The organism is Amycolatopsis sp. 505, from assembly GCF_031625235.1.
GTDB lineage: Bacteria > Actinomycetota > Actinomycetes > Mycobacteriales > Pseudonocardiaceae > Amycolatopsis.
On the sequence record NZ_JACKQP010000012.1, the window covers coordinates 157,134 to 182,838 of the forward strand.

Genomic DNA, 25,705 nt, shown 5'->3' on the forward strand with positions numbered 1-25,705 from the left:
TGTTCAGACCATTTCAGCGTCGGTGGCCCGGCGAGGAGTTGTCAAAGGCTGATAATTATCAGCCCCCGTCCGGACCAACGGGCGCCGTTGCGCGGAGACCACGGCGGCCAGCACGATCGCCGCGCCGAGCAGCTGCCACGGTGTCAGCCGCTGGCCGAGGGCGAGCCAGCCGAGCAGGGTGGCGACGACCGGGCTCACCAGCCCGAGGAACGTCACGTGCGTGGCCGACAGCGCGCGGATCCCGCGGAACCACAGGGCGTACGCGAACGCGGCGCCGATCAGCGAGAGGTAGGCGTACCCCGCGAGGTTCGCCGCGGACAGCGAGGCGGGCGGCGCACCCTCGACGGCCAGCGCGACCGGCACGAGCACCAGCCCGCCCGCGACGAGCTGCCAGCCGGTGGTCGCCAGCAGGGGTGCGGGGGACGTCCAGCGCTTGCTGAGCACGACGCCGGTGGCCATCACGACCGCGCCGCCGGCCGCCGCGGCGACGCCGATCGCGTCGAGGCGCGCGGAGGACTGCAGCACCAGCAGGCTGACGCCGACGACCCCGGCCACGCCCGCGAGGACGGTGCGCCGGGTCAGGCGTTCGCCGAGCAGGCCGGTGGACAGGCCGGCGACCAGCAGCGGCTGCAGCGCGCCGAGGGTGGCGGCGACCCCGCCGGGCAGCCGGTAGGCGGCGACGAACAGCAGGGCGAGGAACGCGCCGATGTTCAGCGTGCCGAGCACGAGCGAGCGCCACCACCAGTCGCCCTTCGGCAGCCGGCGGGTGAGCGCGACCAGCAGCAGGCCGGCCGGCAGGGCCCGGAGGACGGCGGCGAGCAGCGGGCGGTCGGGCGGCAGGAACTCGGTGGTGACGAGGTAGGTGGTGCCCCAGATGGCCGGGGCGAGGGCGGTGAGGAGCAGCCGTTTGTTTAGCACTAAGGCAGATTACCTCAGTGCTAAGGTACTTGGCTACCTGTTCGCTTACCGCTAAGGCATCGGTTACGCTGTGCCGATGGCGGACCACGTGGACCGGGTGCTCGCGCAGTGGCACGCCGAGCGCCCCGACCTCGACGTTTCCCCGATGGGGGTGATCGGCCGGCTGTCCCGGCTGAGCGCGCTGGTCGACGCGGAGCTGCGCCGCACGTTCGCCCGCCACGGCCTGGACCGCGCGACGTTCGACGTCCTCGCCACCCTCCGCCGCAGCGGCCCGCCGTACCGCCTGACGCCGACGGAGCTGATGCGCTCGGCGATGGTGACGTCGGGGGCGATCACCCAGCGGCTGGACAAGATGGAGGCGCGCGGGCTGGTCGAGCGCACGCCGAACGAGGCGGACGGCCGCGGGGTCCGGGTACGGCTGACCGAGGCGGGCGGGGAGCTGATCGACCGGGTGCTGCCGGAGCACGTCGAGACCGAGCACCGGATCCTGGCCGCGTTGGACGCGGATGAGCGTGACGAACTGGCCGCGACGCTGCGGACCCTCCTGGAAAGCCTCGGCGGCTCGGCTCCTTAGGAGATCTGCCGGACCGGTTCGCTGCCCAGCAGCAGGTCCAGGTCGATCCGGCCGCCGGCGGCCGCCAGGACCGCGTCGATGGCCAGGTCGACGTCGAGCTTGCGGCCGTGCTGGTCGGCGTACGCGCGCATCAGGTTGCCGATGTGCCGCTCCGGGTTGCGCCACGAGGGCCACCGCAGCGACGCCTGCTTCGCCAGCGTCGTGAAGTTCGACTGCCGCACCGTCGCTTCCAGCAGCCATTCCAGGTAGACGCGCATCGCGTGGAACGCCGTGTGCGCGGGCGTCGCCACCGGGCCGTGGCCGGGGACCAGGGTGCGCGGGCGGAAGGTGTCCTGGAGCCAGTCGAGCGCGTCGAGCCAGCCGGGGATCGAACCGTGCACCGCCATCGGGGTGTCGCCGATGAACACCAGGTCGCCGGTGAACAGCGTGCTCGAGCGCGGCTCGTGCACCACCAGGTCGCCCGCCGTGTGCGCGACCCCCGGTACAGCCACGACGTCGATCACCGCGCCGCCCAGGTCCAGCTCGTGCCAGCCGGTCACCGGCCGGACGGCTTCGGGCTCCGGCGGCTCGAGCACGCCCCAATGCGTGTACGTGAAGACGTTGCCGTACGTCTGCGGCCCGGCCTTGACCAGGTCGAGGCTGCCGGGTGCGGCCAGTGCGGTGCCGCCGTCGCGGAGGGCGACGCCGAGTCCGTTGTGGTGTTCGCCGTGCGCGTGCGTGATGACGACCGTGAGTTCCTGGTCGCCCGCGTACTTGCGGACGTCGCGCAGCAGTTCCAGGGTCGCCCGCTCGGTGCCGCAGGTGTCGATCAGCGCGACGCGCTCGGTGCCCTGGATCCAGCCGCTGTTCGCGACGAACCACTCGGCCGGGCTCTTCACGTACGCCACCGTTCCGGGCCGGGCGTGCCGGAGCGGGACGATGTTCGATCTGACGGCCGGCATGGCTTTCCTCCCCTGAACGGACGATGCGGTTAACGACGGTGACGGGGTGAGGTTGCGCGGATTCCCCCGGAATGTTCCCGCCGATTTCTGTCGGCTGACCGGTCGAGAATTTTTCGGATTTGCCGTGGTGCGAGGTCTTGACAGTCGATCACAACCGTCCATACTGGTATATACCTTTATGGGAGGGTCCGGGAAGAAAATCCAGGGGGACTTCGCGCTCGTGGGCCGACGGAAGGTCTGAGGGGTCCTTCCGTCGGCCGCGCGAAGGCCGGTCACCGGCGGTGTTGACACAGATACTGGTACGAACCAGTATGACTCCTGCCGGCCGGGAGGAGAAACATGGCGGGGGCACACGTCCGGATCGACAACCGGCTCATCCACGGTCAGGTCACCCTCGCGTGGACCCGCCGCCTCGGCGTGCGCCGGCTGGTCGTGTGCAACGACGACGTCGCCGCCGACGACCTCCAGCGGATGCTGCTCCCGCAGGCCGCGCGGGGACTGCCCACGGACGTGCTCTCGGTCGAGGCCACGCTGGCCGCCGAAGCCGGCGCGGACGTCATGATCATCGCCAAGCACCCGGAAGACGTCTTCCGCCTCGTCGAGGGCGGCCTGCGGCCCGAGGTCGTCAACGTCGGCAACGCGGCCCCCCGGCCGGGTGAGCCCTACACCATGGTCACCCGCTCGGTCGCGGTCACCGCGGACGAGGCCGACGCCTACCGCAAGCTCGCCGCCGGCGGCGTCCCGCTCGTCACGCAGCTGCTGCCGCAGGACAAGCCCGCCGATTTCGTCCCGCTGCTCGACCGGAAAGGGCTCTAGCTCCGCATGCTCGTCGCGTTGGCCCTGACCCTGTGGGCGATCTACTGCACTTACGACGGCCTCGGGCCGTTCCTCATCTACGCCCAGCGCCCGCTGATCGCCGGCTCGGTCGCCGGGCTGATCACCGGGCACCCCCTGCTCGGCCTGCTCATCGGCGCCACGCTGGAGCTGGCCGCCCTCGGCGTCTACACCTACGGCGGCGCCACCATCCCGGACTACCAGACCGGCGCCATCGTCGGCACCGCGCTCGCCGCGGGGGCCGCCGGCGCCCCGGCCGCGCAGGCCGCGATCGGCATCGGCGTCGGGCTGCCCGCGGCGATCCTGCTCGCGGCGCTGGACCCGGTCGGCAAGATGGTCACCACCGGGCTGGTGCACCGGGCCGACGGCTACGCCGCCGACGGCAACGCCCGCGGCCTGGCCATGATCCACTGGGTGAGCCTGGTCCCGTGGGTGGCCGTGCGCGCGGTCCCGACGTTCCTCGCCGCGCTCGCCGCGTCCGGCGGGCTGGTCAAGGACATCACCGCGAGCATCCCGGCCGGGTTCGTCCAGGGCATGACGCTGGCCGGTTCGCTGCTGCCGGCGGTCGGTTTCGCGCTGCTGCTCGGCATGATGGAGCTCTCGCGCTACTGGTACCTGCTGCTCATCGGGTTCGTCGGGTTCGCCTACCTGCACCTGCCGGTGCTGGGGATCGCGCTGATCGGCGTCGCGGTCGCGATGCTGTTCGTGACGCTGAAGCGCGACGAACCGGCGATCGCCGTGCCGGAAGCGCCCGCCGATGAGTCCACAGTGGACCCGCGGCTGACCAAGCAGGACCTGCGGCGGGTGTTCCGCCGGTACTTCTGGTCCAGCCAGATCTCCTGGAACTACGAGCGGATGCAGGCGCTCGGCTTCGCGTACTCGATGGAGCCGGTGCTGCGCCGGCTGTACCCGGAGAAGGCCGACTACGTCGCCGGCCTGCAGCGGCACCTGCAGTTCTTCAACACCTCGGTGCTCGTCGGCGGCCCGCTGATCCTCGGCTCCAGCGTCGCGCTCGAAGAAGCCGGCACGCCGAAGTCGGCGGCGAGCACGAAGGTCGCGCTGATGGGGCCGATGGCCGGCATCGGCGACACCGTCGTCTTCGCGCTGTACAACAGCATCGTCTTCACCATGGGCGCGTCGTGGGCGCTGCAGGGCAACTGGCTCGGGCCCGCCTTCGCCGCCGTCATGGTGCTCGTGCCGTACGCGCTGGTGCGGCGCTGGCAGTTCTCCTTCGCCTACCGCGAGGGCAAGCGCCTGGCCGGGCACCTCGCCGCCGGGGCGCTCGCCCGCGTCGCCCAGGGGGCGACCGTGCTCGGGTTCGTCGTCCTCGGCGGGTTCATCCCGTCGATCGTCAAGGTCGTCACCACGCTGACCTACCGGCAGACCACCACGGTCCAGGGGCAGCCGGTGACGCAGTCGGTGGCGATCCAGGACCGGCTCGACGAACTGCTCCCGTTCCTGCTCCCGGTGCTCGTCACGGCCGGGGTGTACCTGCTGACGGTCAAGGCGCGGCTGCGTCCGGTCTGGGTCATCGGCATCGTCGTCGTGGCCGGGGTCGTCCTGGGGTGGCTCGGCTGGTTCGCGCCATCGGCCCCGGCGAAAGGTTAGGAGTCCGCCATGCCCGTCCCGATCATCCTCGCCGGCCACGGCCGGCTGCCCTCCGGCGTCGGGGAAGCCGCCGAGATGATCCTCGGCCCGCAGTCGCGGCTGAAGGTCTGCGAGCTGAGCCCGCGCGACAGCCCGGAGGAGTTCGGCGCCCGCGTGCTCGCGCTGGCCGGCGACGCCCCCGGCGTGCTGGTGCTCGCCGACCTGCACGGCGGCTCGCCGTTCAACGCCGTCCGCACGCTCGCGGCCGGGCACCCGCGGCTCCAGCTGGTCTCGGGCCTGAACCTGCCGATGCTGCTGGAAGTCCTGCTGCACACGACCGACGACGTCACCGAGCTGGCCGGGGTGGCGCGCGCCGCCGGCCGCGACGGCGTCGTCGACGTCCTGGAATCGACCTGGTGACCGCCGCGCTCCTGCTCGCCGCGCAAGACGTCCGGATCACGCCGGGACCCGGGCACCCGCTCGGCGGCTACCTGGCCCGGGACGGCGTCGCGACCGGCACGCACGACGACCTCGAAGCGTCCTTGATCTGGCTGTCCACCGAGGACGACCCCGGCGTGGTGTGGGTGGCGCTGGACGCCCTCGCCGTCGACGCCGGCCTGACCCGCACCCTGGCCGACGCGGTCGCCGCGGCGGTGGGCATCAACCCGGACCGCGTGCTCGTCTGCGCGTCGCACACGCACTCCGGGCCCGAGGGCTGGACCGGCCCGCTGCACCCCGGCCTGCCCGGGCGGCGCGACGCCGGGCTGGTCGGTGGCATGGCGGAGAAGGTCACCGGCGCGGCGCTGCGGCTGCGCGCCGGCCGCGGCCGGGTCCGCGCCCGCTGGCACGCGGGCACGACCGAAGCCGTCGGCGGCAACCGCTACCGGCCGGACGGCCCGCACGACACGTCGTTCGGCGTGCTCGAGCTGCGCCGCGACGACGGCACGCCGGCCGCGCTGCTGTTCGACTACGCCAGCCACCCGACGGTGCTCGGCCCGGACAACCTGGCCTGGTCGGCGGACTGGCCGGGAGCGACCCGCCGCGAGCTGGCCACCCTGGTCGGCCAGCCGGTGGCGGCGTTCCTGCAGGGCGCGGCGGGGGACGCGAGCTCCCGCTTCGTCCGCCGGGGGCGCGACCACGCCGAGGTCCGCACGCTCGGCGGCCACCTGGCGACGTCGATCGCCCGCACCCTGGCGACGGTGACGACCCCGCCCGCGACGGCCGGCCCGGTCCGCCTGACCCGCTCGACGCTGCACCTGCCCTACCGCGACATCCCCTCGCTGGAGGACAGCATCGGGCTGCGCCAGGCGGCGGAGGCGGAGTGGCAGCGCGAGCTGGCCTGCCACGGCGAGGACCACCCGGCGGTCCGCATCGCCCAGACCCGCTACGAGGGCTGCGCGATGCTGGCGACGATGGCGGCGAGCGGCCGGCCGACGGGCTGTGCGGAGGTGCCGGTGAGCGTGGTGTCGCTGGGCGAGATCGCCTGGCTGCACACACCGTTCGAGCTGTTCGCCTCGCTGGGCCTGCGCATCCGCCGCGGCAGCCCGTTCCGCCACACCCGCGTGATCGGCTACACGGACGGGTACCTGGGCTACCTCCCGGACGCGGACGGCCACCGCGACGGGATTTACGAGTCGTACGTGACGCTGTTCAGCCCGGAGGCGGGGGACGAACTGGTGGAGCACTGCCTGAAGGTCCTGCGGGCGCACCGGATCAGCTGTTGAGCCGAAGGGGGAATCGCCGCTCCCGGGCTGACCAGGGCGACGGAGCCGGGGAGGCGTCACCGGATCAGCGTCGGCGGGCGGCGCCGACCGGTGCTCCCAAGCTGAGCAGGGCGATCGCGAGAATGCCCGTGCCGGCGAGGACGAAGCCGGTGTCGAGGTGCGGGTTGACCTCGTCGCGCGGCATCGGGCGGACGAAACGGGCCGGGTCGACGAGCGCCGTCGTGCGGTCGCCGGGGGCGAATTCGGTCGTTGTGCGGAGGTCGCCCGGTAGCGGGGCCGGTTTTCCCGGCACGACGAGCCGGTAGGCGCCGGCCGGGCGGGCCGGGGACACCTCCGCCGCGACCGGGGTGCCGCGGTCGGTGAGCGTCAGCTCGGTCACCAGCGCCGGGCCGGACAGGGCCAGCAGGAGCAGGCCGAACATGCCGAACGACAGCCGGGCGAAGCCCTCGTCCGGCCACAGGTCGCCCCGCCAGTACGCGACCGCCCATACCGCCGCCGCGATCGCGCCGAAGCCGAGGCCCGCGACCAGCGCCGCGTCGGCCTGGCGTTGCTGGTGCGCCGACCAGACGCTGACCACCGCCGCCGCCGCGAGGACGCCGAGCAGCAGCGCCGGCCGGTGCAGGTCGTCGCCGTAGCTCACCGCGGGCGGCTCGGGCACCGCACGCGGCTCGACGAGCGGCCTCGGTTCGGGGACGCGCGGCGGGCGGGTGGACCTGGTCGCCAGCACCGCGCCGAGGACGGTGGCCAGCAGCAGGAGCTGTCGCGTCTTCCGTGTCGCCATCGGGCCCCCCTTGCGCCGTTTCCGCTACCACGCGGGCCGGGCGCCGGGGGTTGCCTCAGGACGCCGGGCTGCGGCGCGCCTGCGTGAACACCGTGTAGCGGTCCGCGCGGTACAGCGACCGGCCGGCTTCGATCACGCCGCCGCTCTGGTCGTGCAGCGTGCCCTCGATGATCAGGCACGGCTGGGTGGCTTCGATGCCGAGCAGGGCGGCGTCGTGGCTGTTGGGCAGCACCGCGGAGATGGCCGTGTCGTTCCACTCCGGGCGCACGCCCCAGCGTTCCTCGATCGTGCGGTGCAGGGACTGGGTTTCCCAGTCGAACAGCTCGATGTCCGGGAACCGGTCGACGCTCAGGTTGGTGCGCTCGACCGCGAACGGCTCGTCTTCGACGTAGCGGAGGCGCTCCAGCCGGAAGACCCGGGCGCCGGGCGGCACGTTCAGCCGGCCCGCGATGCGGGGGCCGGCGCTTTCGACCTCGGCGTGCAGGACTTTCGTCTTCGGGACGACGCCGCGGGCCTGCATGTCCTCGGTGAACGAGGTCAGCATGTCGATGTGCGCGGCCTGCCGCTCGGCGGTGAAGGTCGCGGTGCCGTGCTGGCGGTAGAGGATGCCGTCGGCGACCAGGCGGTTGATCTCCTGCCGGACGGTGCCGCGGGCCACCTGGAAGTGCTCGGCGAGGAACCGTTCGGACGGCATCAGCCGCCCCGGCCCGGCCTCGGTGGCGGCGCTTTCGAGGATTTCCCGCAGCTGGTCGCCCTTCGGCCGCCCCGGCTGCAGCGCGTCCGGCAGACGCAGATCGCTCGCGGCGACGTGTTTCGGACGGGGCATGCCTTCAGTATGTCGCGCCCCGGCCGGGGAGGTAACACCCGGCGAGCCTTGGAGCGCCAGGGCAAAGCGGCGGCAAAGCCGGTTTCCCGCAGGTTGACGCAGGCTCGCTGGGAAGCCGGAGTTCCGGTCAGCCCGTGGCGCGGTCGCCGAGCCGTGCGAGGAACTCGCCGGCCAGGGCTTCCCCCGTCACGTGCCCCACCGCGCGGTACAGCGCCTGGGACTCGCGCGCCGTCCCGCCGGCCAGGATCGAACGCCCGGCCGCCTCCTGGACCGCCGCCAAGCCCAGCAGCGCCTCCGCTTCCACCACGCGGAACCCGCCCGCGCGGGCCGCGTCCAGGGCCGTCCGGGCGTGCTCGCCCGCCTCGCCCGGCCGTCCGTCGGCCGCCAGCACCCGGGCCAGCGTCGCCGCCGCCTCCGCCAGCTGGCCGCGCAGCCCGGACTCCGCCGTCAGGGACCGCGCCTCACGCAGCACCCGCTCGGCCGCCGCCAGGTCGCCCCGGCTCTCCTCCGCCCGGCCCAGCGCGATCAAGGCCGCCGCTTCCACCTGGCGGTCGCCGTCGCGGCGGACGCACTCCAAGGCCGTCTTCGCCGTGGCCGCCGCGGCCGGGAGGTCGCCGCGGGCGATCTGCAACGCGCTCACCACGTTCAGCGTCGTGGCCTCGCCGAAGCTGGAGCCCAGGTCGCGGAACGCTCCCAGTGCCTGGTCGAGGATTTCGCCCGCGGTGGCCAGCCGCCCGGTCGCCAGGAGAACCGATCCGAGGTCGGCGAGGTTGGCCGCCTCCCAGAACGCCAGATCCTCCTTGCGGGCCAGCGCGATCGCCTCCACCAGGCAGTCCTCCGCCTGCTCCAGCCGCCCCAGCTGCCGGTAGTGGCAGCTCAGCGAGTTGAGCGCCAGCGCTTCGCCCGACCGGTTGGCCAGCTCGCGGAACAGCTGGATCGCGCGCCGGCTGTGCTCGACGGCCTCCGACAGCCGGCCCGTCCACTCCAGCATCGCGCCGAGGTTCGCCACCGCCGTCGCCTCGCACTGGCGCCACCCGCACGCGCGGCTGGCCAGCACCGCCTTCTCCGAGTGCCGGATGCCCGCTTCGTGCTGGCCCTCGCGGAAGTACGCGCCGCCCATCGACAGGTGCACCAGCGCTTCGGCGGGCTGGGCGCCGTGGTCCTGCGCCGCGCGCAGCACGATCGGGGCCAGCTCGAGCCACTCCGCGCGCCGCCCGTGGTCGTGGAAGAACCGCCGCAACGCGTCGGCGAGGTACCAGGCGCCCGGGTACGGCCCGCGCGCCGCCGCCTGGCGCAGGGCCGCCGAGAGGTTGGGCACCTCGACGTCCAGCCAGGCCACCGCTTCCGCGGCACCCGCGAAGGCGACCGGGCTCGGCGCCGAGGGCGCGTCCTCGCGGGGGAGCGCCACGATCCGCGCGCCGAGCAGCGCGACGGCGGCGTCCGCGGCCGCGCAGTAGCCGGTGAACAGCCGCTCCCACGCCTCCTCGCGCGCGGGCTCGTCCTCCTCGGCGCGGACGCACTGTTCGGCGTAGCGGCGGGCGAGGTCGTGGAAGCGGTACCGGCGGGGCGCGTGCGCTTCCAGGAGGTTCGCCGCGATCAGCCCGCGCAGCCGCCGGGTCGCCTCGTCGACCGGCACCTCCAGCAGGGCGGACGCGGCGATCGCCGTGAAGTCGGTGCCCGGCACCAGCGCGAGCAGCCGGAACGCCTGCCGCAGCCCGGGCGCCAGTGCCTGGTAGGACACCGAAAAGGCCTTGGCGACGGCGCTTTCGCCGTCGAAGCCGAGGTGGCCCAGCGGGTCGCCGCGCAGCTCGTCGACGAGCTCGCCGATGCTGGCGACGCCGGTGTTCGCCGCCGCGATCCGCAGGGCCAGCGGGTGGTGGCCGCACAGGCGGGCCAGCTCGGCCGCCGCTTCGGGCTCGGCGGCCGTCCGGTCGCCGAGCAGCGCGGTCAGCAGCGCCTGCGAGTCGGCCTCGCGCAGCTGCGCCAGGCCGAGCGACCGCGCGCCGACGCGGGCGACGAGCTCGTCGAGCCGGTGGCGGCTGGTCACCAGCACCCGCCCCGACGACGGCAGCAGCGGCAGCACCTGGGCCGGGTCGCGGGCGTTGTCCAGCACGACCAGGGCCTGCCGGTCGGCCAGCAGCGTCCGGTAGAGCTTGCTCTGGTCGTCGACGCCGGGCGGGACGTCCCGCAGGTCGACGCCGAGGGTCCGCAGCAGCTGCGCGAGCGCGGCGGCCGGGGTGAGCGGTTCGTCTTCGGCGTCGAAGCCGCGCAGGTTCACGTACAGCTGGCCGTCGGGGTAGCGCGCCCGCGCGGTGTGGGCCCAGTGCACGGCCAGCGCGGTCTTGCCGACGCCGGCGGTGCCGGTGATCACCCAGACGTCCCCGGGTTCGTCGAGCGCGGCCAGCTCGGGCGCCCGGCCGGCGAACCCGCGGACGTCCAGCGGCAGCTCGGCGGGCCGCGGGACGGCCGGGGCGGCGGGCGGCGCCGGTTCGCCCTCGCCGCGCAGGATCCGCATCCGCAGGTCCTGCAGGGCCTGGCCGGGCTCGATGCCGAGTTCGTCGACCAGCAGCCGGTGCGCCCGCGCGTAGGTTTCCAGGGCTTCCGGGGTGCGGCCGCAGCGGTGCAGGGCGAGCATCAGCGCGGCCCGCAGGCGCTCGCGGAACGGGTGTTCGTCGACGAGCCGCCGCAGTTCCCCGACGACCTCGCCGTGCCGTCCCGCGACGAGCTCCTGTTCGTACAGCTCCTCGAGGGCGATGAGCCGGCGTTCGGCCAGCGCCGGGCCTTCGTACTCGGCGAGTGACTCGCTCACCCCGCCGAGCGGGGTGCCGTCCCACAGCGCGAGCGCGGCCCGCAGGTGCGCGACGGCGTCCGCCCCGGAAGTGGCCCGGGCCTTGGCGACCTCCTCGTCGAAGACGTCGAGGTCCCGATCGCCGGCCGCGACCTCGATGACGTAGCCGGGCGCGCGCCGCACGATGACGTCGCGGCCGAGCAGCTTCCGCAGTTCCGAGATGTGCACCTGCAGCCGCCCGCGGACGCTCGGCGGCGCGTTCTCGCCCCAGGTGAGGTCGATGAGGCGGTCCTCGGTGACGACCCGGTTGGGGTTCAGCAGCAGCGCGGCCAGCACGGACGTCTGTTTCTGGCCGCCGGGGCGGACCGGGCCCGCGTCACCGAGGACGGTGACCGGTCCGAGCAGGCGGTAGCGCACGTGATGCCCCCCGGAAGACGGACCGAAGCGAAACGGAAGTGCTGTGGACGACCCTATCCCCGGCCAGGCTGGAAGGGAGGCCACGGGTGGACCGAGACGACGTCCAGCGTCTGTTGTTCGTCTGCTTCCCGGACGCCGGGGAAGCCGCCGGCCGCTACCGCGCCTGGCGCGATCCGAGGATCGCGGTGCAGGTCGTGGAGCTGCCGGGCCGGGGCGAACGCCGGGACGAGCACCCCTACCGCGACATGTGGCTGGTGGTCGAGGCACTGGCCGGGGAACTGGCCGGGGCGCTCGAGACCCCGCACGTGCTGTTCGGTGCGGGGCTCGGTGCCCTGGTCGCCTACCGGCTGGCCCAGCGCCGGGTGGCCGCGGGACTGGGGGTCCCGCGGGCACTCGTCGTGGCACACCAGGCACCCCCATCCCGGGCGGCGCGCGCGGTGCCGGAACAGGCGGGCCGCGCGGACGTCAGCCTGCTGGCGAGTGACGCGCACCTCCCGGTGGCCCCGCCGCTGCCGTGCCCGATCAGGGGCTTCGGCGAGCCGCACGTGATGACGGGATGGGGCGAGCACACGAGCGCGGGGTTCGTGCTCACGCCGGCGCGGGCGCAGGACAGCGCGGCCATCCTGCGTGATGCTGTGCTGCGCTCGACGCAGTTGATTTCGGCGATGGCGGTGCAGGCGCCGAAGCTGGCTTAGGGCTCGCCGGCCGGGGGCGGCTGTGGCCACGGCATCGCCAGACGGGGGACCGGCGGCCGGGGGCGCGGGCCGGGTTGGGGCGCTGCGGACCGGCGGCCGGAGGCGCAAGCCGGGCTGAGGGCGCTGTGGACCGGCGGCCGAGGGCGCAAGGCGACCACGGCATCGCCACCTGCGGACCGGCGGCCGGCAACGCAACCCGACCAACGACGTCACCAGACCTCCCCCGCCCCTCATCCCAGCCTTCTCTTCAGTCGGCGACCGGGTGTGTCAAGGCACGCTTTCCCGCCTTGACACACCCGGGCGACGACTGACACTCCCACCGGAGGGGCGGGGGAGGTCGGACCCGCCTCTGCCGCGGCAAAGATTTCTGCCGCGGCAGAAAGACAAAAGCGTCCTCGCCGGACAGGCAGGCTCCGGGATGACCACAACTACCGCTGTCAGCCCGCTCTGGGGAGGTGGGCCGCAGGGTGGCCATCCCGTCGCCTGAACGAGGCCTATCACTTTGAGCCGGGCCCGCAAGCTTGCGTCGTCGGCCCGCTCTGCGCTGTGGGTTGCGGGCCCGGCTCAAAGCGATTTTCACGGCCTCAGGCGACGGGATGACCACCCAGCTCCTCCGATGACAAGCTTCCTGCTGCTGCTCACCAGTGATGTATAAGCACTGTTACAATCTCCCCGTGTCTCTGGCCCGCGCCTTTGTCGACCTCGGTCCGCTCCGTGCCTCGCCGCCCTTTCGGCGGCTTTGGCTGGGGCGGGTCTTCTCCGGCTTTGGCTCGCAGATGACCCTTGTTGCCGTCATGTTCCAGGTCTGGGAACTGACTCGGAGCACCCTGTGGACCGGGGCCGTGGGGCTTGCGCAAGCTCTGCCCATTGTCGTCTTCGGTCTGTTCAGCGGGTCGCTTGTGGACCGGGTTGATCGGCGGAAGGTTGCCCTCGTTGCCACCACCGGGCAGGCTGTCTGCTCCATTCTCCTTGCCGTGCAGGGGTTTCTGGGGGACGTTCCGGTTGTTGCGGTGCTGGCACTGGTCGCCGCCCAGTCGTGCTTTGTCGCCTGTGGTGGGCCGGCCGCCCGGACCTTCGTTCCGCGGCTGCTGCCGCCCGGCCAGCTGGCCGCCGGGCTCGCTCTGAACCGGATCGCCTTCCAGAGCGCCATGCTGCTCGGCCCCGCGCTCGGCGGGCTCGTTCTCGGGTGGGTCAGCGTCGGCGGCTGCTACGTCGTCGACGCTCTCACCTTCTGCCTCGCCTTCTACGGCGTCTTCGGCCTGCCCGCGATGCGGCCCGATGGCGAGCCGTCGCGGCCGGGGCTTCGGGGGGTGGTCGATGGGCTCGCCTTCCTCGTGCGGACGCCCGTTGTGCGCGGGGCGTTGCTCACCGATCTCGCCGCCACCGTCCTCTCCATGCCGATCAGCCTGTTCCCGCTCGTCAACGCCGAACGCTTCGCCGGCGATCCGCGCACGCTCGGCCTGTTCCTGTCGGCCATCGCGGTCGGCGGGGTCGTGGCGTCCGTCTCCTCCGGGACCTTCACGCGGCTGCCTCGGCCAGGCCGCGTGATGCTCGCCGGGTCGGCCCTGTGGGGAGCCGCGCTGACCGGGTTCGGCCTGGCGCCGGACCGGTGGCTCGGCCTCGCCTGCCTCGTCCTCGCCGGGGCGGCCGACACAGTCTCCGTGGTCTCGCGCAGTGCGCTCGTCCAGCTGGCCACGCCGGACGCGCTGCTCGGCCGGGTCGCGGCCGCCGAGCAGATCGTCGGCCAGGCCGGTCCGGACGTCGGCAACCTGCGCGGCGGGCTCGTCGCGGGCGCCGTTTCGGGAACCTTCGCGCTGGTCAGCGGCGGGGTGCTGTGCGTGCTGGCGGTGGTGCTCGTCGGCGCGGTGACGCCCGGCCTGCGCCGCTTCTCGACCCCCGCCGAGGCCGCGAACAGCGGTTAGCCCGGCGACGGCGCCAGTTCCAGCGCCTTCTCCGCGCCCTGGATGAGGTCGGCGTAGGTGATCACCTCGACGCGCCCGAGGTGCGCGTTGTACGTCCGGAGCGTGTCGGGGACGTGCTCGCGGGCCTTGGGGTCCGGCACGTGCTGCGGGTCGCCGATGACCACCGTGGCGAACGCGCGGCGGCATTCGATGCCGAGTTTCTCCTTGATCGTGGTGCGTTCTTCGTCGAATTCGCGCAGGTAGTTGATGCTCTGGCCGACCGCCTTGTTCACTTCGGGGCCGACGACGAAGTAGTTCCGGTGGGGGATGACGAGATCCGGGACGCAGGCCCGTTTCAGTTCGACGACGTGGAGCGCGCCGTCGGCGCGGATCAGCGGGACGTCGAGCTGGGTCATCACCGTCAGGTGCCGCCGCTTCGCCTTGTCGACGAACTTTCCACCGAACATCCACCAGCTTTCCTCGAGGATCTTCTGGAATTCGTTCTCCTTGGCCGCCGGATCCCGGACGACTTCCGAAAGCGCCGTGATGACGTCCCGCTGCTTCGCGGCCTGGATGCCGTCGAGCAGCACCTGCCCGGCGCCGTGCGCGGCCAGGACTCCGGCCGCGTTCGGGGCGTCCGCCAGCGCTTCCGCCAATTGGGCCAATTGGCCCGCGTCCGCTTCGCCCGTCTGGACCTTCCGGATGACGGCGGCGAGCGGGACGTCCGGCTCGGGGGTCTCGAAACGGCCCGAGAGGAACCGGTGCAGTTCGGCGATGTCGGCGTCCTCGCACGTCCACCCGCTCGCGCCGGGCCGCAGGTCGAACCCGGAGAAATCGGGTCGCGGTGTCCAGGAATTGACCACCAGGATCAACTGACCGTCGCCGCTTTGTTCGGGAACGTAATAGAGGGTCGCGGTTTTGTAGACGTTTTCGCCCCGGTGGACGACCGTGGATTCGACGTGCCGGTAGCCGGGGGGTGTCGATTCTTCGATCCGCCTGATCAACTCGTCGGCGGGATCCGGTTCGCCGGGTGAGGAGGTCACGCCAGGCAGTCGCGCCGCCACTCGGTGGCGTTACGACGATCAGCGCAACCCGAGGTCACTACCTGCGGTGGCAAGATCACGAAACCCGGCCACGTGACGACGGTTTCTTTCCGGCCCTCCTGACCGTCCTGTCAGTAGGTTACCCGTTCGCCTTCTTGTCACTCTTTCGCGTGAACCTGACGGGACATATTTCTCGGCAACGCATTTGCGGCCCGGGAAATCGTCATCTACAGTCCCGCTGATCACGGCCGAACGAGCCGTATTCCGTGGTCCCCATAATTCTCTCCGAGGAGTGGCATGCTTCATCGCGCCTCGACACGCCGGCTCGCCGTGCTCGCCCTGGCTTTCGCCGTCCTGCTGACCGGGTGCAGCCAGGTCAAGGGCTCCTCCGCTCCCGGTGACGTCGAAAAGCCGTCGATCCGGGTCGCGATCCTCACCACCGTCGACCTCGCGCCGCTCTGGCTGGCCCAGGAGGGCGGGTACTTCAAGGCCGAGGGCCTCGAGGTGCAGACGGACGTCGGCGCCAGCGGGCAGGAGACGCTCAGCCGGATGACGAGCGGCCAGGACGACCTCGCGCTGTCCACCTACACCCTGTTCTTCCTGGCCAAGAGCAGTGGCGCCGCCGACGTGAAGCTGGTGACCGACGGGACGTCGGCGAGCCCGCGCAGCAACGAGGTCGTCACCGTGCCGAACTCGCCGGTCAAGACGGTGACCGACCTCCAGGGCAAGCGGATCGCCATCAGCTCGAAGAACGCCGCTTCGGACGTGCTGACCCGGTCGGTGATGCGCGACCACGGCGTCGACCCCGGCAAGGTGCAGTGGGTGCCGATGCCGCTGTCGGAGATGAGCGGCGCGCTGGCGCAGGGGAAGGTCGACGCGGCCTACCAGCCGGAACCGTTCCTCACCCAGGCCGCCCGGACCGCGGGCGCGTTCCCGGTCATCGACGCCGCCAGCGGCAGCACCCAGAACTTCCCGCTCACCGGCTACGGCGCCACCGCCAAGTGGGTCCAGGACCACCCGAAGACGATGCGGGCGTTCCAGCGCGCGATGCTCAACGCCACCCGTGCCGCGGTCGACCGGGCCCGGATCGAACCGCTGGTCGTCCGCAACGCCAAGGTCGACCAGGACATCGCCAGCCTGATGGTGATGCCCGCCTTCGGGTCGAGCCTGGACGCCCGCCGCATCCAGCGGGTGCCGGACCTGCTGCAGCAGCTGGGCGTGGTTCAGACGAAGCTCGACGCCTCTTCGATGATCGCCCCGCAGACCGGCACCGGCTGAGCCGGCGACCGGTCGCCGGAGGGCGGGTGCGCATCGCGCACCCGCCCTCTTTTCGTATGTGGCCAAGGGTTTCCGCAAAGGCTGTTATCCCGAAATTTTCAGACCACCGGGGGCCCGTCCGGTTTCGGTGATTCGCACCTTGACACGACCGCCGCCGCAGCCCAGTCTCTTCATACCGACCGCGCGGTACGACGTTGTCCACATGGTGGGATAGGAGAGTCATCGATGGCGCTTCCCGGCGAAGACCTGCTCGTGGTCGACGGCCTCACCGTGCGCTTCGGCGGTCTCACCGCCCTGCACGACGTCCACCTGAGCGTCGACGCCGGCACCGTCGTCGGGGTCATCGGGCCCAACGGCGCGGGCAAGACGACGCTGTTCAACGTCGTCTGCGGCTTCGTCCGGCCCCAGGCGGGCCGGGTGCTGTGGCGGGGGCGGCCGCTCGTCCGGCACCGCCCGGAGCACCTCGCGCGGCTCGGGATCGTCCGGACGCTCCAAGGCCTCGGGCTCTTCCCCGGCCTGACGGTCCTCGAGAACGTGATGGCCGGCGCGGGCCGGCACGCCCGGACCGGCGCGTTGCCGGCCCTCGTCGGCGCCGGCCGCTCGGCTCGCGACGAAGCCGAGCTGGCCGAGCGGGCCCGGGAAACCCTGGGCGAACTCGGGATCGCCGACCTCGCCGGCCGGCTGCCCGGCGTGCTGCCCTACGGCGTGCGGAAACGGGTGGCGCTCGCGCGGGCCCTGGTGGCCGAACCCGACCTCCTGCTGCTCGACGAGCCCGCGAGCGGGCTGTCGTCCGCCGAGCTCGTCGAGCTCTCGACGCTGATCCTCTCGCTGCGGCGGCAGATGGCGGTGGTGCTGGTGGAACACCACATGGACCTGGTCATGCAGGTCTGCGACCAGGTGGTGGTGCTGAACTTCGGCGAGGTGATCGCGACCGGGCCGCCGGCGCTGATCCAGGCCGACCCCCGCGTGGCCGAGGCCTACCTCGGCGACCCCGCCGAGGAGGCGTCCGGTGCTTGAGATCGAAGACCTGTCCGTGGCCTACGGCGCGGTCCGCGCGCTCGACGGCGTCGGCATCACCGTCGAACGCGGCGGGATCACCGCCGTGCTCGGTGCGAACGGGGCCGGGAAGACCACCCTGCTGCGCACCATCAGCGGCCTGCACCCCGCCCGCAGCGGCCGGATCGCCTGGGACAAGAAGGACCTCACCGGGCTGGCGCCGGACCGGATCGCCCGCGGCGGGGTGGCGCACGTGCCCGAGGGCGGCGGCGTCATCACCGAGCTGACCGTCGACGAGAACCTCCGGCTGGGCGCGCTGTGGCGGCGGGACCGCGCCGACCGGGCCGCCGCCCGCCGGGAGATGTACGAGCTTTTCCCGGCCCTGGAAGAACGTTCGGCGAAACCCGCCTCGACGCTCTCCGGCGGCGAACGGCAGATGCTCGCCATCGGCCGGGCCCTGATGAGCCGGCCGTCGCTGCTGCTGCTCGACGAACCTTCGCTCGGCCTCGCGCCGCTGATCACCGCCCGGATCATGGGCATCCTGCGCGACCTGCGGGCCTCCACCGGGCTCACCGTCGTGCTCGTCGAGCAGAATGCGCACTCCGCGCTGTCCATCGCCGACCGCGGGTACGTCCTCGCGCTCGGCCGGGTCGTGGCCGTCGACACCGCGGCGGAACTGCTGGCCGACGACGGCCTCCGCCACGCCTACCTGGGTTTCTGACCGTCCTAATTGGAGGTGAACGGTCCGGTATGCAGGACTTCTTCGACCTGACCCTCGGCGGGATCTCGGCCGGCGCGGTGTACGCGGCGCTCGGGCTCGCCCTGGTCATCATCTACCGGGCCACCCGGGTGGTGAACTTCGCGCAACCCGCCCTCGCCCTGATCTCCACCTACCTCGCCTACTCGGTGACGAAGGCGACCGGCAGCTACTGGCTCGGGTTCGCCGTCGCGATCGTCGCCGGGACGCTGCTGGGCGTCGCCACCGAACGGCTGCTCATCCGGCCGCTGCGGCACCGCTCCGAGCTCAGCTCGATCATCGTCACGCTCGGGCTGCTGCTGGTGCTGCAGGCGGTCGCGGGCATGATCTGGTCCAACGAGCCGCTGGCGTTCCCGTACGCCTTCGACTTCCGCGGCCGGTTCTCCGCCAACGACCTGTTCGTGGTGCTCGTCGTCGTCGCCATCGCCGCGCTGGTGCTGGTGGTGTTCAAGTACACGCCGCTGGGCCTGCGGATGCGGGCGGCCGCGTTCGCCCCCGAAGTGGCGCGCACCCTCGGCGTCCGGGTCGGGCTGATGCTCACCGCCGGCTGGGGACTGGCCGCGGCCGTCGGCTCGCTGGCCGGGCTGCTGGCCACCCCGCCGTTCCTCTTCCCGAACGTGCTGGACGGCGTCTTCGTGTACGCGCTCACCGCGGCGGTGCTCGGCGGCCTCGACAACCCCTTGGGCACCATCGCCGGCGGGTTCGTCCTCGGCGTCGGGCTGTCCTATGTGTCCGGCTACTTCGGACCGGAGATGGTGACGATCGCCGCGCTCGCCATCCTGGTGGTCGTGCTGACGCTGCGGCCCAGCGGACTGTTCGGCCGGGCCAAGGTGAGGCGGGTATGAGCGTGCGCACCGAACCACCCGAGGTCCTGGTGGCCGCCGAGAAGAAACGCCGGACGATGCCGCCGCTGCTCGTCCACGCGCTCGCCGCGCTGGGCGCGTTCGCGGTGGTCGTGCTGCTGACCCTGGTCACCGACGAGTTCACCAACCTGCGCCTCGCGACCATCGGGTACTACCTGGTCGCGGTGGCCGGGCTGACCCTGCTGACCGGCCTCACCGGGCAGGTGTCGCTGGGGCACGGCGCGTTCATGTTCATCGGCGCCTACACGGTGGCGCTGCTGGTGAAGCACGTGCCGTCGTTCCCGTTGTGGGCCGACCTGCTGCTGGCCGCGGCCGCCGGCGGGCTCGCCGGGCTGCTGGCCGGCGCGGCGGCGGCCCGGCTGCGCGGCCCCTACCTCGCCGGGGCGACCCTGGCGCTGGCCGTCGGGCTGCCCGCGCTGACCCGGAAGTTCCCCGACTTCCTGGGCGGCAGCAACGGGCTGAACTTCACCGTCCACAGCAGACCGGCCGGTGTCGGCGTCCCGGAACTGCGCTGGCAGACCTGGATCGTCTGGCTCAGCGTGCTGCTCGCGCTGGTGCTGGTGGTGAACATCGTCCGCGGCCGGCTCGGCCGGGACTTCCGCGCGGTCCGCGACGACGAGGTCGCCGCCGCGCTGAGCGGGATCGCCGTCGGCCGCACGAAGATCCTCGCCTTCCTGGTCAGCGCGGTGTGCGGTGGGCTCGCCGGTGGCCTGCAGGCGTTCCTGCTGGGCACCGCCGCACCCGGCTCGTTCACGCCCGCGCTGTCGCTGAGCCTGCTGGCCGCGGTGGTGCTGGGCGGGCTCGGGTCCCTGTGGGGCGCGCTGTGGGGCGCCGTCGCGCTCGTGTACTTCCAGGCCTGGTCCGAGGATCTCGCCGACGTCCTGCACCTGAACACCGACGTGGCCAACAACCTCCCGCTCGCGGTGTACGGCGTGATCCTCATCGTCGTCGTGCTCGCCTTCCCGCGCGGCATCCAGGGCGGTTTCCGGAAGCTGCGCGGACTTCTCCGCCGACCCGCCGAAAAGAAGGAGAACCATGAGAACCACTAGGTACGGCGCGGGGTTCCTCGCCCTCGCCCTGACGCTGACCGCGTGCGGCGGCGCGGGGGAAAGCGACGGCGGCGGGCAGCAGGCCGCCGATTCGGCGGTCGGCGTGACGAAGGACGCCGTCGTCATCGGCACCCACCAGCCGCTCACCGGCCCGGCCGCGCCCGGCTACAGCAAGATCTCCGTCGGGGCCCGCGCGGTCTACCAGGCGATCAACGACGGCGGCGGGATCAACGGCCGCAAGATCGACTACAAGGTGGAGGACGACGGCTACAACCCGACGAAGACCGTCGAGGTCGTCAAGAAGCTCGTGCTGCAGGACAAGGTCTTCGCGATCGTCGGTGGCCTGGGGACGCCGACGCACTCGAAGGTCGTCGAGTATTTGAACTCCGAAGGCGTCCCGGACCTGCTGGTGTCCTCGGGCGCGCTCGCCTGGGACAACCCGCAGAAGGCGCCGATGACCTTCGGGTACCAGGTGGACTACACCCGCGAAGGCAAGATCCAGGGCAAGTACGTCAAGGACACCTTCGCGGGCAAGAAGGTCGGCTACTTCACGCAGAACGACGACGTCGGCCGCGACACCCAGGCCGGGCTCGACCAGTTCGTCAAGGACCAGGTCGTCGCCAAGCAGGGCTACGACAGCGCGAACACCGACGTCACGCCGCAGCTGTCCGCGCTCAAGGCGGCCGGGGCCGAGGTCGTGGTTTGCGCGTGCATCCCGGCGTTCACCGCGCTGTCCATCCTGGCCGCGGCGAAGATCGGGTACAAGCCGCAATTCGTGGTCAGCAGCATCGGCGCGGACCCGGCGACGCTGTCCGGGCTGCTGCAGGACTTCGCCAAGCGCGGCGGCGCCAGCGTCTCCAGCGGGCAGCTGCTGGCCGGCCTGATCGGCACCGGGTACCTGCCCGACGTCGCCCAGACGTCGGACCCGTGGGTCGCCTACTTCAAGGGCATCCACGACAAGTACATCGCGAAGGAGCCCTTCACCAACACGGTGCTGTTCGGCATGGTGCAGGCCTACACGTTCGGGCAGGCGCTCAAGGCGGCCGGGCCGGACCCGACGCGGCAGAAGGTCGTCGACGCGATGAGCTCCGGCGCGCTGAAGGGGCCGGGCTTGACCCCGTTCGGGTTTTCGAAGGACTCGCACGCCGGCTACACGGGCGCGTACGTGTTCAAGATCAACCCGGACACCACGACGACGGTGCTCCAGCCACCGGCCGTCACCGACCGGGGGACGGGCGCGATCACGCCGTACTCCGGTGAGCGGGCCACTCCCGAGCAGGTCAACCTGGTGAGCAAGTGACGTCCGGGCCGGCTCGTGGGTGCCACGGGCCGGCCCGTCCGCTCACATAGGGTGGCGACATGAGTGTCAGGGAGAAGGTCGTGCGGGCGGCGGTGCGGCTGTTCGCCGAGAAGGGCTTCGAGGCGACGACGGTCCGCGAGATCGTCGAGGAAGCCGGCGTCACCAAGGGCGGGCTGTACCACTACTTCGAGTCCAAGGACGACCTGCTCTTCGAGATCTACGCGGCGATGCTGCGGATGCAGACGCGGCGGATGGTGACGATCGCCGAGTCGGACCTGCCGCTGCCCGAGCGGCTGCACGCGATCATCGCCGACGTCGTGGTCACGAGCATCGCCGACCTCGACGCGGCGACGGTGTTCTTCCAGTCGTTCCCGCTGCTGGAGAAGTCCAAGCAGGTCCAGGTGCGCGCGGAGCGGCGGACGTACCACGAGCGGGTGCGCGACCTGGTCGCCGAGGGGCAGCTGTCCGGGGTCTTCCGCGCGGACGTCCCGGCCGACCTGGTGATCAACTACCACTTCGGCGCGATCCACCGGCTGGGGATGTGGTACCACCCGGAGGGGGAGCTCTCGGGGGAGCAGGTGGGGAAGCACTTCGCGGACCTGATGCTGCGCAGCCTCCGTCCATAGTGGACCGGTTTGACTTCGCCGCCGCCGTGGTACTGATCGGGATCATCGTTGTCTCGCCGAGGAGGGTGCTCGTGCAGATCCAGGTCAACACCGACCACAACGTCCACGGTGGCGAACGGCTGGCCGCCTACGTGACCACCGACCTGGAACAGGGCCTGTCCCGGTTCGGCGGGTGGCTGACCCGGGTGGAGGTGCACCTCAGCGAAGACGGCGGCGCCGAGACGGAAGACAAGAAGTGCGTGATCGAGGCCCGGCCCAGCGGCAAGCAGCCGGTGGCGGTCACCCACCACGCGGCCACGGTGGACGACGCCTACGCCGGGGCGACGCACAAGCTGGTGCGCGTGCTGGATTCCCGGTACGAACGCGCCCACGACCACAAGGGCAGTGACAGCATCCGGCACATGCCCGCGCCGGAAGACCCCGTGATCGGCTAGTCTCGAAGCCGTGTCGAGCCCCGAAGCGTCCAGGACCGGGCTGCCGGTCTTCCCGGCGGCCCGATAACCCCCCGTTCCCGGGTTGCCGGGTGACCACGAAATCGTCCTGCCGATCTCGTGATCTCCTGGAGCTTCCGTGCCCCTTTACCTCCTCGCCCTGGCCGTGTTCGCCATGGGCACGTCCGAATTCATGCTGGCCGGGCTGGTGCCCGGCATCGCCGCCGCCTTCGCCGTCCCGGCGGCGCAGGCGGGGTACCTGACCTCGGCCTTCGCCGCCGGGATGGTCGCCGGCGCACCGCTGATGGCGGCCCTGTCCCGGTCCTGGCGGCGGCGGACGGCGCTGCTGTGCTTCCTGGCGCTCTTCGCGCTGACCCACGTCGTGGGCGGGCTGACGACGTCGTTCGCCGTCCTGCTCGCCACGCGGGTGCTGGCCGCGGTGGCGAACGCCGGATTCCTCGCCGTGGCCCTGACCGCGGCGACCGGTTTCGCGCGCCCCGGCCGCGCGCTCGCCGTCCTGCTGAGCGGCACGACGGTGGCGTGCGTCGCCGGAGTGCCCGGTGGAGCGCTGCTGGACGCGGCGTTCGGCTGGCGGTCGGCGTTCTGGGCGGTGGCGGCACTGTGCCTGCCCGCGTTCGCCGCGGTGTGGTCGATTCCGGACACCGTGGCGGGCGAGCGGCCGGTCGGGTTGCGGGCCGAGCTGGCGGAGTTGCGACCGCTGGCCGGGGTGCTCGCCGTCGCGGCGCTGGTCAACGCGGCCACGTTCGGGGTCTTCACCTACCTGGCGCCGGTGGCCGCCGGTGTCGCTCCGGTACCGGTGGTGCTCGGTGCGTTCGGGGTGGGGTGCTTCGCCGGGATCACCGCGGCCGGGCGGCTCGCCGACCGGTGGCCCGCACGGGTGGTGCCGGCCGGTGGGCCGCTGCTGCTCGCCGGGTGGCTCGCGGCGGCCCTGGCCGGGCCGGTCCCGGCGGTGCTCGTCACGCTCGCGTTCACGCAAGGCGCGTTGTCGTTCGCGGTCGGGGGCACGGTGATCGCCCGGATCCTGCTGCTGGCGGAGGGCGCTCCGACGATGAAGGGGTCCTACGCGACCGCTGCGCTGAACGTCGGCGCCACGGCCGGCCCCGTGCTGGCCGGGGCGGTGGCGAACCCCTTCTGGCCCGCGGCGGCGCTGGTGGCGGGGGCGCTCGCGACCTACGCCTGCCTGCGCCGCCGGACGTAGTGGGTGACCAGGCCCGCGATCGCCGCGACCGCGATACCGCCCGCGATCGTCCGGGGCAGCAGATCCAGCCCCACGAGGAGGCCACCGGCGTTGACCGTGGCACTGATCACCAGCACCAGCCACAGCAGGACCGGGGTGGAGGGACGCGTCGAAACGTTGTCGTTGTTCATGACGCCAACGCTAAAGAACCGCCGCCACCACGGAAATGCCGTGCGCACCCGGATGCGGGGTAGTGCCTGCGCTACCCCGCATCCCGGCCGAGGTACGCCAGCACCGCCAGCACCCGGCGGTGCCCGGCGCCCTCGTCGGACGGCAGGCCCAGCTTCGCGAAGATGTTCCGGATGTGCTTCAGCACCGCGCCGTCGCTGACGACCAGCAGCTCCGCGATGGTGCCGTTGTTGTAACCCTCGGCCATCAGCGCCAGCACTTCACGCTCCCGCGCGGTCAACGCCGCCAAGGGATCGGCCGCGCGCCGGCGGGCCATCAGCTGGGCGATCACCTCCGGGTCCATCGCCGTGCCGCCCTTCGCCACCCGCTCGAGGGCGTCCAGGAACCGCTCGACCTTGCCGACGCGCTCCTTGAGCAGGTAACCCACCCCGCCGACGCCGTCGGCCAGCAGCTCGACCGCGTAGCTCGTCTCCACGTGGGCCGACAGCACCAGCACCGGCAGCGCCGGGTGGATCTCGCGGGCCCGGACGGCCGCGCGCAAGCCTTCGTCGCGGTGGGTCGGGGGCATGCGGACGTCCATCACGACCGCGTCGGGCCGGTCGCCCTCGACGAACGCCAGGAAGTCCTCGGCGTTGTCGACCGCCGCCGCCACTTCGATGCCCGCCGTCTTCAACAGCAGGGCGAGGCCTTCGCGCAGCAGCGCGTCGTCCTCCGCGATCACGACCCGCATGGCAGCTCCACTCGCAGCACGGTCGGCCCACCGGGTGGGCTGGTCAGGGTGAGGGTTCCGTCGAAGGCTTCGGCGCGGCGCCGGATGCCGGCCAGCCCGCTGCCGTCCGACTCGGTCGCGCCGCCGCGGCCGTCGTCGCGGATTTCCAAGTACAGCAACGACGCCGTGCCGCCGAGCCGGATGTCCACTTTGGACGCGTCGGCGTGCTTGGTGACGTTGGCCAGCGCCTCGGCGACGACGAAGTACGCCGCGGCCTCGACCGCGGCCGGGCGGCCCGCCTCGTACTCGACGTCGACCGCGGCGGGCACCGGGCAGCGCTCGGCGAGCGCCCGCACCGCCCCGGCCAGGCCGCGTTCGCTCAGCAGCGGCGGGTAGATGCTGCGGACGACCGTGCGCAGCTCGGCCAGCGCGTCGGTCGCGGTGTCCTGGGCCTTGACCAGCAGGTCGCGCGCGGTCGCCGGGTCCCGGTCGTACAGCTGCCCGGCGATGCCCAGCTGCAGCACGACCGCCGCGATCCGGGCCTGTGTGCCGTCGTGCAGGTCGCGCTCGATGCGCCGCAGCTCGGCGCCGTGGGCCTCCAGCGCCGCCGCCCGGGTCGCGGTCAGCTCGGCGACCCGGTCCGCCAGCACGACGCCGGGCGCGGGCCGCAGCAGCCGCCGCGCGAGCCCCGCCTTCCACCGGGCGATGCGCGGCATCAGGAGGAACAACGCCAGCATCGCGACCCCGCTGAGCACGCTCAGCCCCGCCGTGGGCCACGAGTTCACGACCACGCCGAGCTGGCCCTCGATGCCGCCGGGCACCCACGGCCAGACGACGGCGAAGACGAACTGCTGGAGCGCGCTCACCGGCAGGCCGAACGACAGCACACCCAGGATCGTCCCGGTCGCCGCGTGGAGGCCGAGCCACGCGAGGTCGCGGCGGGTCGCCGGGTCCTTCAGCGGGGAGCCGTCGCGGTACGGCTCGGGGATCGGCTCGCCGAGGTGGCGCGCGGCCTGGCGGCGGTCCACCCCGACCGGCCACCGGGACAGCCGGATCATCGGCGCCAGCGACGGGATCCCGATGCCGAACGGGCACAGCAGGACCACGGCGAACAGCCCGGTGAGGGCGAACATCGACAGCAGCGACGTGCCGGCGCCGACCACGAGGTAACGAACCGCCGACCAGCACTCGCGCAAGCGGGTCGTCACGGCCACAGTGTCCCACCCCACCCCCGGGGTAGTGCTGGCGCTACCCCGCATCCACCTCCCCACAGGATCGAT

Annotated in this window: 25 protein-coding genes; 16 read left to right on the top strand and 9 right to left on the bottom strand. The window is 72.5% G+C overall.

Features of this window, described 5'->3' with window-relative positions:
- Window positions 1-3: 3 nt before the first annotated feature.
- Window positions 4-918 carry an EamA family transporter gene (locus H5965_RS38085; RefSeq protein WP_310975894.1) on the bottom strand — a complete coding sequence of 305 codons (915 nt, stop codon included), beginning with the start codon at window positions 916-918 and terminating at the stop codon, window positions 4-6.
- A 76-nt stretch (window positions 919-994) separates the two neighbouring features.
- On the opposite strand from H5965_RS38085, the gene H5965_RS38090 reads away from it, so the two are divergent.
- Window positions 995-1,492 carry a MarR family transcriptional regulator gene (locus H5965_RS38090; RefSeq protein ID WP_310975895.1) on the top strand — a complete coding sequence of 166 codons (498 nt, stop codon included), beginning with the start codon at window positions 995-997 and terminating at the stop codon, window positions 1,490-1,492.
- On the opposite strand, the gene H5965_RS38095 is transcribed toward H5965_RS38090, so the two are convergent.
- Window positions 1,489-2,433: an MBL fold metallo-hydrolase gene (locus H5965_RS38095; protein WP_310975896.1), complete on the bottom strand. Its 945-nt coding sequence runs from the start codon at window positions 2,431-2,433 to the stop codon at window positions 1,489-1,491. The two genes, H5965_RS38090 and H5965_RS38095, sit on opposite strands and share 4 nt — an antisense overlap.
- Window positions 2,434-2,772: 339 nt before the next feature.
- On the opposite strand from H5965_RS38095, the gene H5965_RS38100 reads away from it, so the two are divergent.
- Genes H5965_RS38100 through H5965_RS38115 form a run of 4 tightly spaced genes read left to right on the top strand, consistent with a single transcriptional unit; the run spans window position 2,773 to window position 6,578 of the window.
- Window positions 2,773-3,249, top strand: a complete 477-nt coding sequence (locus H5965_RS38100) for a PTS sugar transporter subunit IIB (protein ID WP_310975897.1) — start codon at window positions 2,773-2,775, stop codon at window positions 3,247-3,249.
- Between the two features lie 6 nt (window positions 3,250-3,255).
- Complete coding sequence (locus H5965_RS38105; protein WP_310975898.1) at window positions 3,256-4,875, top strand: PTS system mannose/fructose/sorbose family transporter subunit IID; 1,620 nt, start codon at window positions 3,256-3,258, stop codon at window positions 4,873-4,875.
- Between the two features lie 9 nt (window positions 4,876-4,884).
- On the top strand, window positions 4,885-5,274 hold the full coding sequence (locus H5965_RS38110; protein WP_310975899.1) for a PTS mannose transporter subunit IIAB: 390 nt from the start codon (window positions 4,885-4,887) through the stop codon (window positions 5,272-5,274).
- On the top strand, window positions 5,271-6,578 hold the full coding sequence (locus H5965_RS38115) for a hypothetical protein (RefSeq protein ID WP_310975900.1): 1,308 nt from the start codon (window positions 5,271-5,273) through the stop codon (window positions 6,576-6,578). Before H5965_RS38110 ends, H5965_RS38115 begins: the two co-directional genes overlap by 4 nt.
- 64 nt (window positions 6,579-6,642) lie before the next feature.
- On the opposite strand, the gene H5965_RS38120 is transcribed toward H5965_RS38115, so the two are convergent.
- The 3 genes from H5965_RS38120 to H5965_RS38130 form a co-directional block, all read right to left on the bottom strand.
- Window positions 6,643-7,359, bottom strand: a complete 717-nt coding sequence (locus H5965_RS38120) for a hypothetical protein (RefSeq protein ID WP_310975901.1) — start codon at window positions 7,357-7,359, stop codon at window positions 6,643-6,645.
- 55 nt (window positions 7,360-7,414) lie between these two features.
- Entirely contained in the window at window positions 7,415-8,185 is a 771-nt protein-coding gene (locus tag H5965_RS38125; RefSeq protein ID WP_310975902.1) for a GntR family transcriptional regulator, read from the bottom strand.
- A 127-nt stretch (window positions 8,186-8,312) separates the two neighbouring features.
- Window positions 8,313-11,390, bottom strand: a complete 3,078-nt coding sequence (locus H5965_RS38130; protein ID WP_310975903.1) for a BTAD domain-containing putative transcriptional regulator — start codon at window positions 11,388-11,390, stop codon at window positions 8,313-8,315.
- A gap of 86 nt (window positions 11,391-11,476) precedes the next feature.
- Between H5965_RS38130 and H5965_RS38135 the strand changes: the two genes are divergently transcribed.
- Together H5965_RS38135 and H5965_RS38140 are read left to right on the top strand one after the other, a co-directional pair.
- Window positions 11,477-12,085 carry a thioesterase domain-containing protein gene (locus tag H5965_RS38135; protein ID WP_310975904.1) on the top strand — a complete coding sequence of 203 codons (609 nt, stop codon included), beginning with the start codon at window positions 11,477-11,479 and terminating at the stop codon, window positions 12,083-12,085.
- Window positions 12,086-12,759: 674 nt separating this feature from the next.
- Entirely contained in the window at window positions 12,760-14,007 is a 1,248-nt protein-coding gene (locus tag H5965_RS38140) for an MFS transporter (protein ID WP_310975905.1), read from the top strand.
- On the opposite strand, the gene H5965_RS38145 is transcribed toward H5965_RS38140, so the two are convergent.
- Complete coding sequence (locus H5965_RS38145) at window positions 14,004-15,029, bottom strand: Shedu anti-phage system protein SduA domain-containing protein (RefSeq protein WP_310975906.1); 1,026 nt, start codon at window positions 15,027-15,029, stop codon at window positions 14,004-14,006. The two genes, H5965_RS38140 and H5965_RS38145, sit on opposite strands and share 4 nt — an antisense overlap.
- A 297-nt stretch (window positions 15,030-15,326) precedes the next feature.
- Here H5965_RS38145 and H5965_RS38150 point away from each other — a divergent pair, with 297 nt between their 5' ends.
- From H5965_RS38150 to H5965_RS38190, 9 genes are all read left to right on the top strand, one after another.
- The gene (locus H5965_RS38150; protein WP_310975907.1) at window positions 15,327-16,307 is read left to right on the top strand and encodes an ABC transporter substrate-binding protein; all 981 of its coding nucleotides are present in this window, start codon (window positions 15,327-15,329) and stop codon (window positions 16,305-16,307) included.
- A gap of 225 nt (window positions 16,308-16,532) precedes the next feature.
- A complete protein-coding gene (locus H5965_RS38155) occupies window positions 16,533-17,324 on the top strand; it encodes an ABC transporter ATP-binding protein (RefSeq protein WP_310975908.1) in 792 nt (263 codons plus the stop codon).
- The gene (locus H5965_RS38160; protein ID WP_310975909.1) at window positions 17,317-18,024 is read left to right on the top strand and encodes an ABC transporter ATP-binding protein; all 708 of its coding nucleotides are present in this window, start codon (window positions 17,317-17,319) and stop codon (window positions 18,022-18,024) included. The genes H5965_RS38155 and H5965_RS38160 overlap by 8 nt, the downstream gene beginning before the upstream one ends.
- A gap of 29 nt (window positions 18,025-18,053) precedes the next feature.
- Window positions 18,054-18,905 carry a branched-chain amino acid ABC transporter permease gene (locus H5965_RS38165; RefSeq protein WP_310975910.1) on the top strand — a complete coding sequence of 284 codons (852 nt, stop codon included), beginning with the start codon at window positions 18,054-18,056 and terminating at the stop codon, window positions 18,903-18,905.
- Complete coding sequence (locus tag H5965_RS38170) at window positions 18,902-19,972, top strand: branched-chain amino acid ABC transporter permease (RefSeq protein ID WP_310975911.1); 1,071 nt, start codon at window positions 18,902-18,904, stop codon at window positions 19,970-19,972. The genes H5965_RS38165 and H5965_RS38170 overlap by 4 nt, the downstream gene beginning before the upstream one ends.
- The gene (locus tag H5965_RS38175; protein ID WP_310975912.1) at window positions 19,959-21,272 is read left to right on the top strand and encodes an ABC transporter substrate-binding protein; all 1,314 of its coding nucleotides are present in this window, start codon (window positions 19,959-19,961) and stop codon (window positions 21,270-21,272) included. Before H5965_RS38170 ends, H5965_RS38175 begins: the two co-directional genes overlap by 14 nt.
- A 59-nt stretch (window positions 21,273-21,331) precedes the next feature.
- Window positions 21,332-21,898, top strand: a complete 567-nt coding sequence (locus H5965_RS38180) for a TetR/AcrR family transcriptional regulator (RefSeq protein ID WP_310975913.1) — start codon at window positions 21,332-21,334, stop codon at window positions 21,896-21,898.
- Window positions 21,899-21,969: 71 nt separating this feature from the next.
- Window positions 21,970-22,332: an HPF/RaiA family ribosome-associated protein gene (locus H5965_RS38185; RefSeq protein ID WP_310975914.1), complete on the top strand. Its 363-nt coding sequence runs from the start codon at window positions 21,970-21,972 to the stop codon at window positions 22,330-22,332.
- 172 nt (window positions 22,333-22,504) lie between these two features.
- Window positions 22,505-23,548, top strand: a complete 1,044-nt coding sequence (locus H5965_RS38190) for an MFS transporter (RefSeq protein WP_396136984.1) — start codon at window positions 22,505-22,507, stop codon at window positions 23,546-23,548.
- Here the strand turns inward: H5965_RS38190 and H5965_RS38195 are convergent.
- From H5965_RS38195 to H5965_RS38205, 3 genes are all read right to left on the bottom strand, one after another.
- Window positions 23,521-23,718 carry a hypothetical protein gene (locus H5965_RS38195; RefSeq protein WP_310975916.1) on the bottom strand — a complete coding sequence of 66 codons (198 nt, stop codon included), beginning with the start codon at window positions 23,716-23,718 and terminating at the stop codon, window positions 23,521-23,523. The two genes, H5965_RS38190 and H5965_RS38195, sit on opposite strands and share 28 nt — an antisense overlap.
- Window positions 23,719-23,789: 71 nt before the next feature.
- Window positions 23,790-24,446: a response regulator transcription factor gene (locus H5965_RS38200; RefSeq protein ID WP_310975917.1), complete on the bottom strand. Its 657-nt coding sequence runs from the start codon at window positions 24,444-24,446 to the stop codon at window positions 23,790-23,792.
- Window positions 24,434-25,633, bottom strand: coding sequence for a sensor histidine kinase (locus tag H5965_RS38205; protein ID WP_310975918.1), 1,200 nt, complete (start codon window positions 25,631-25,633; stop codon window positions 24,434-24,436). The genes H5965_RS38200 and H5965_RS38205 overlap by 13 nt, the downstream gene beginning before the upstream one ends.
- Window positions 25,634-25,705: the final 72 nt, after the last annotated feature.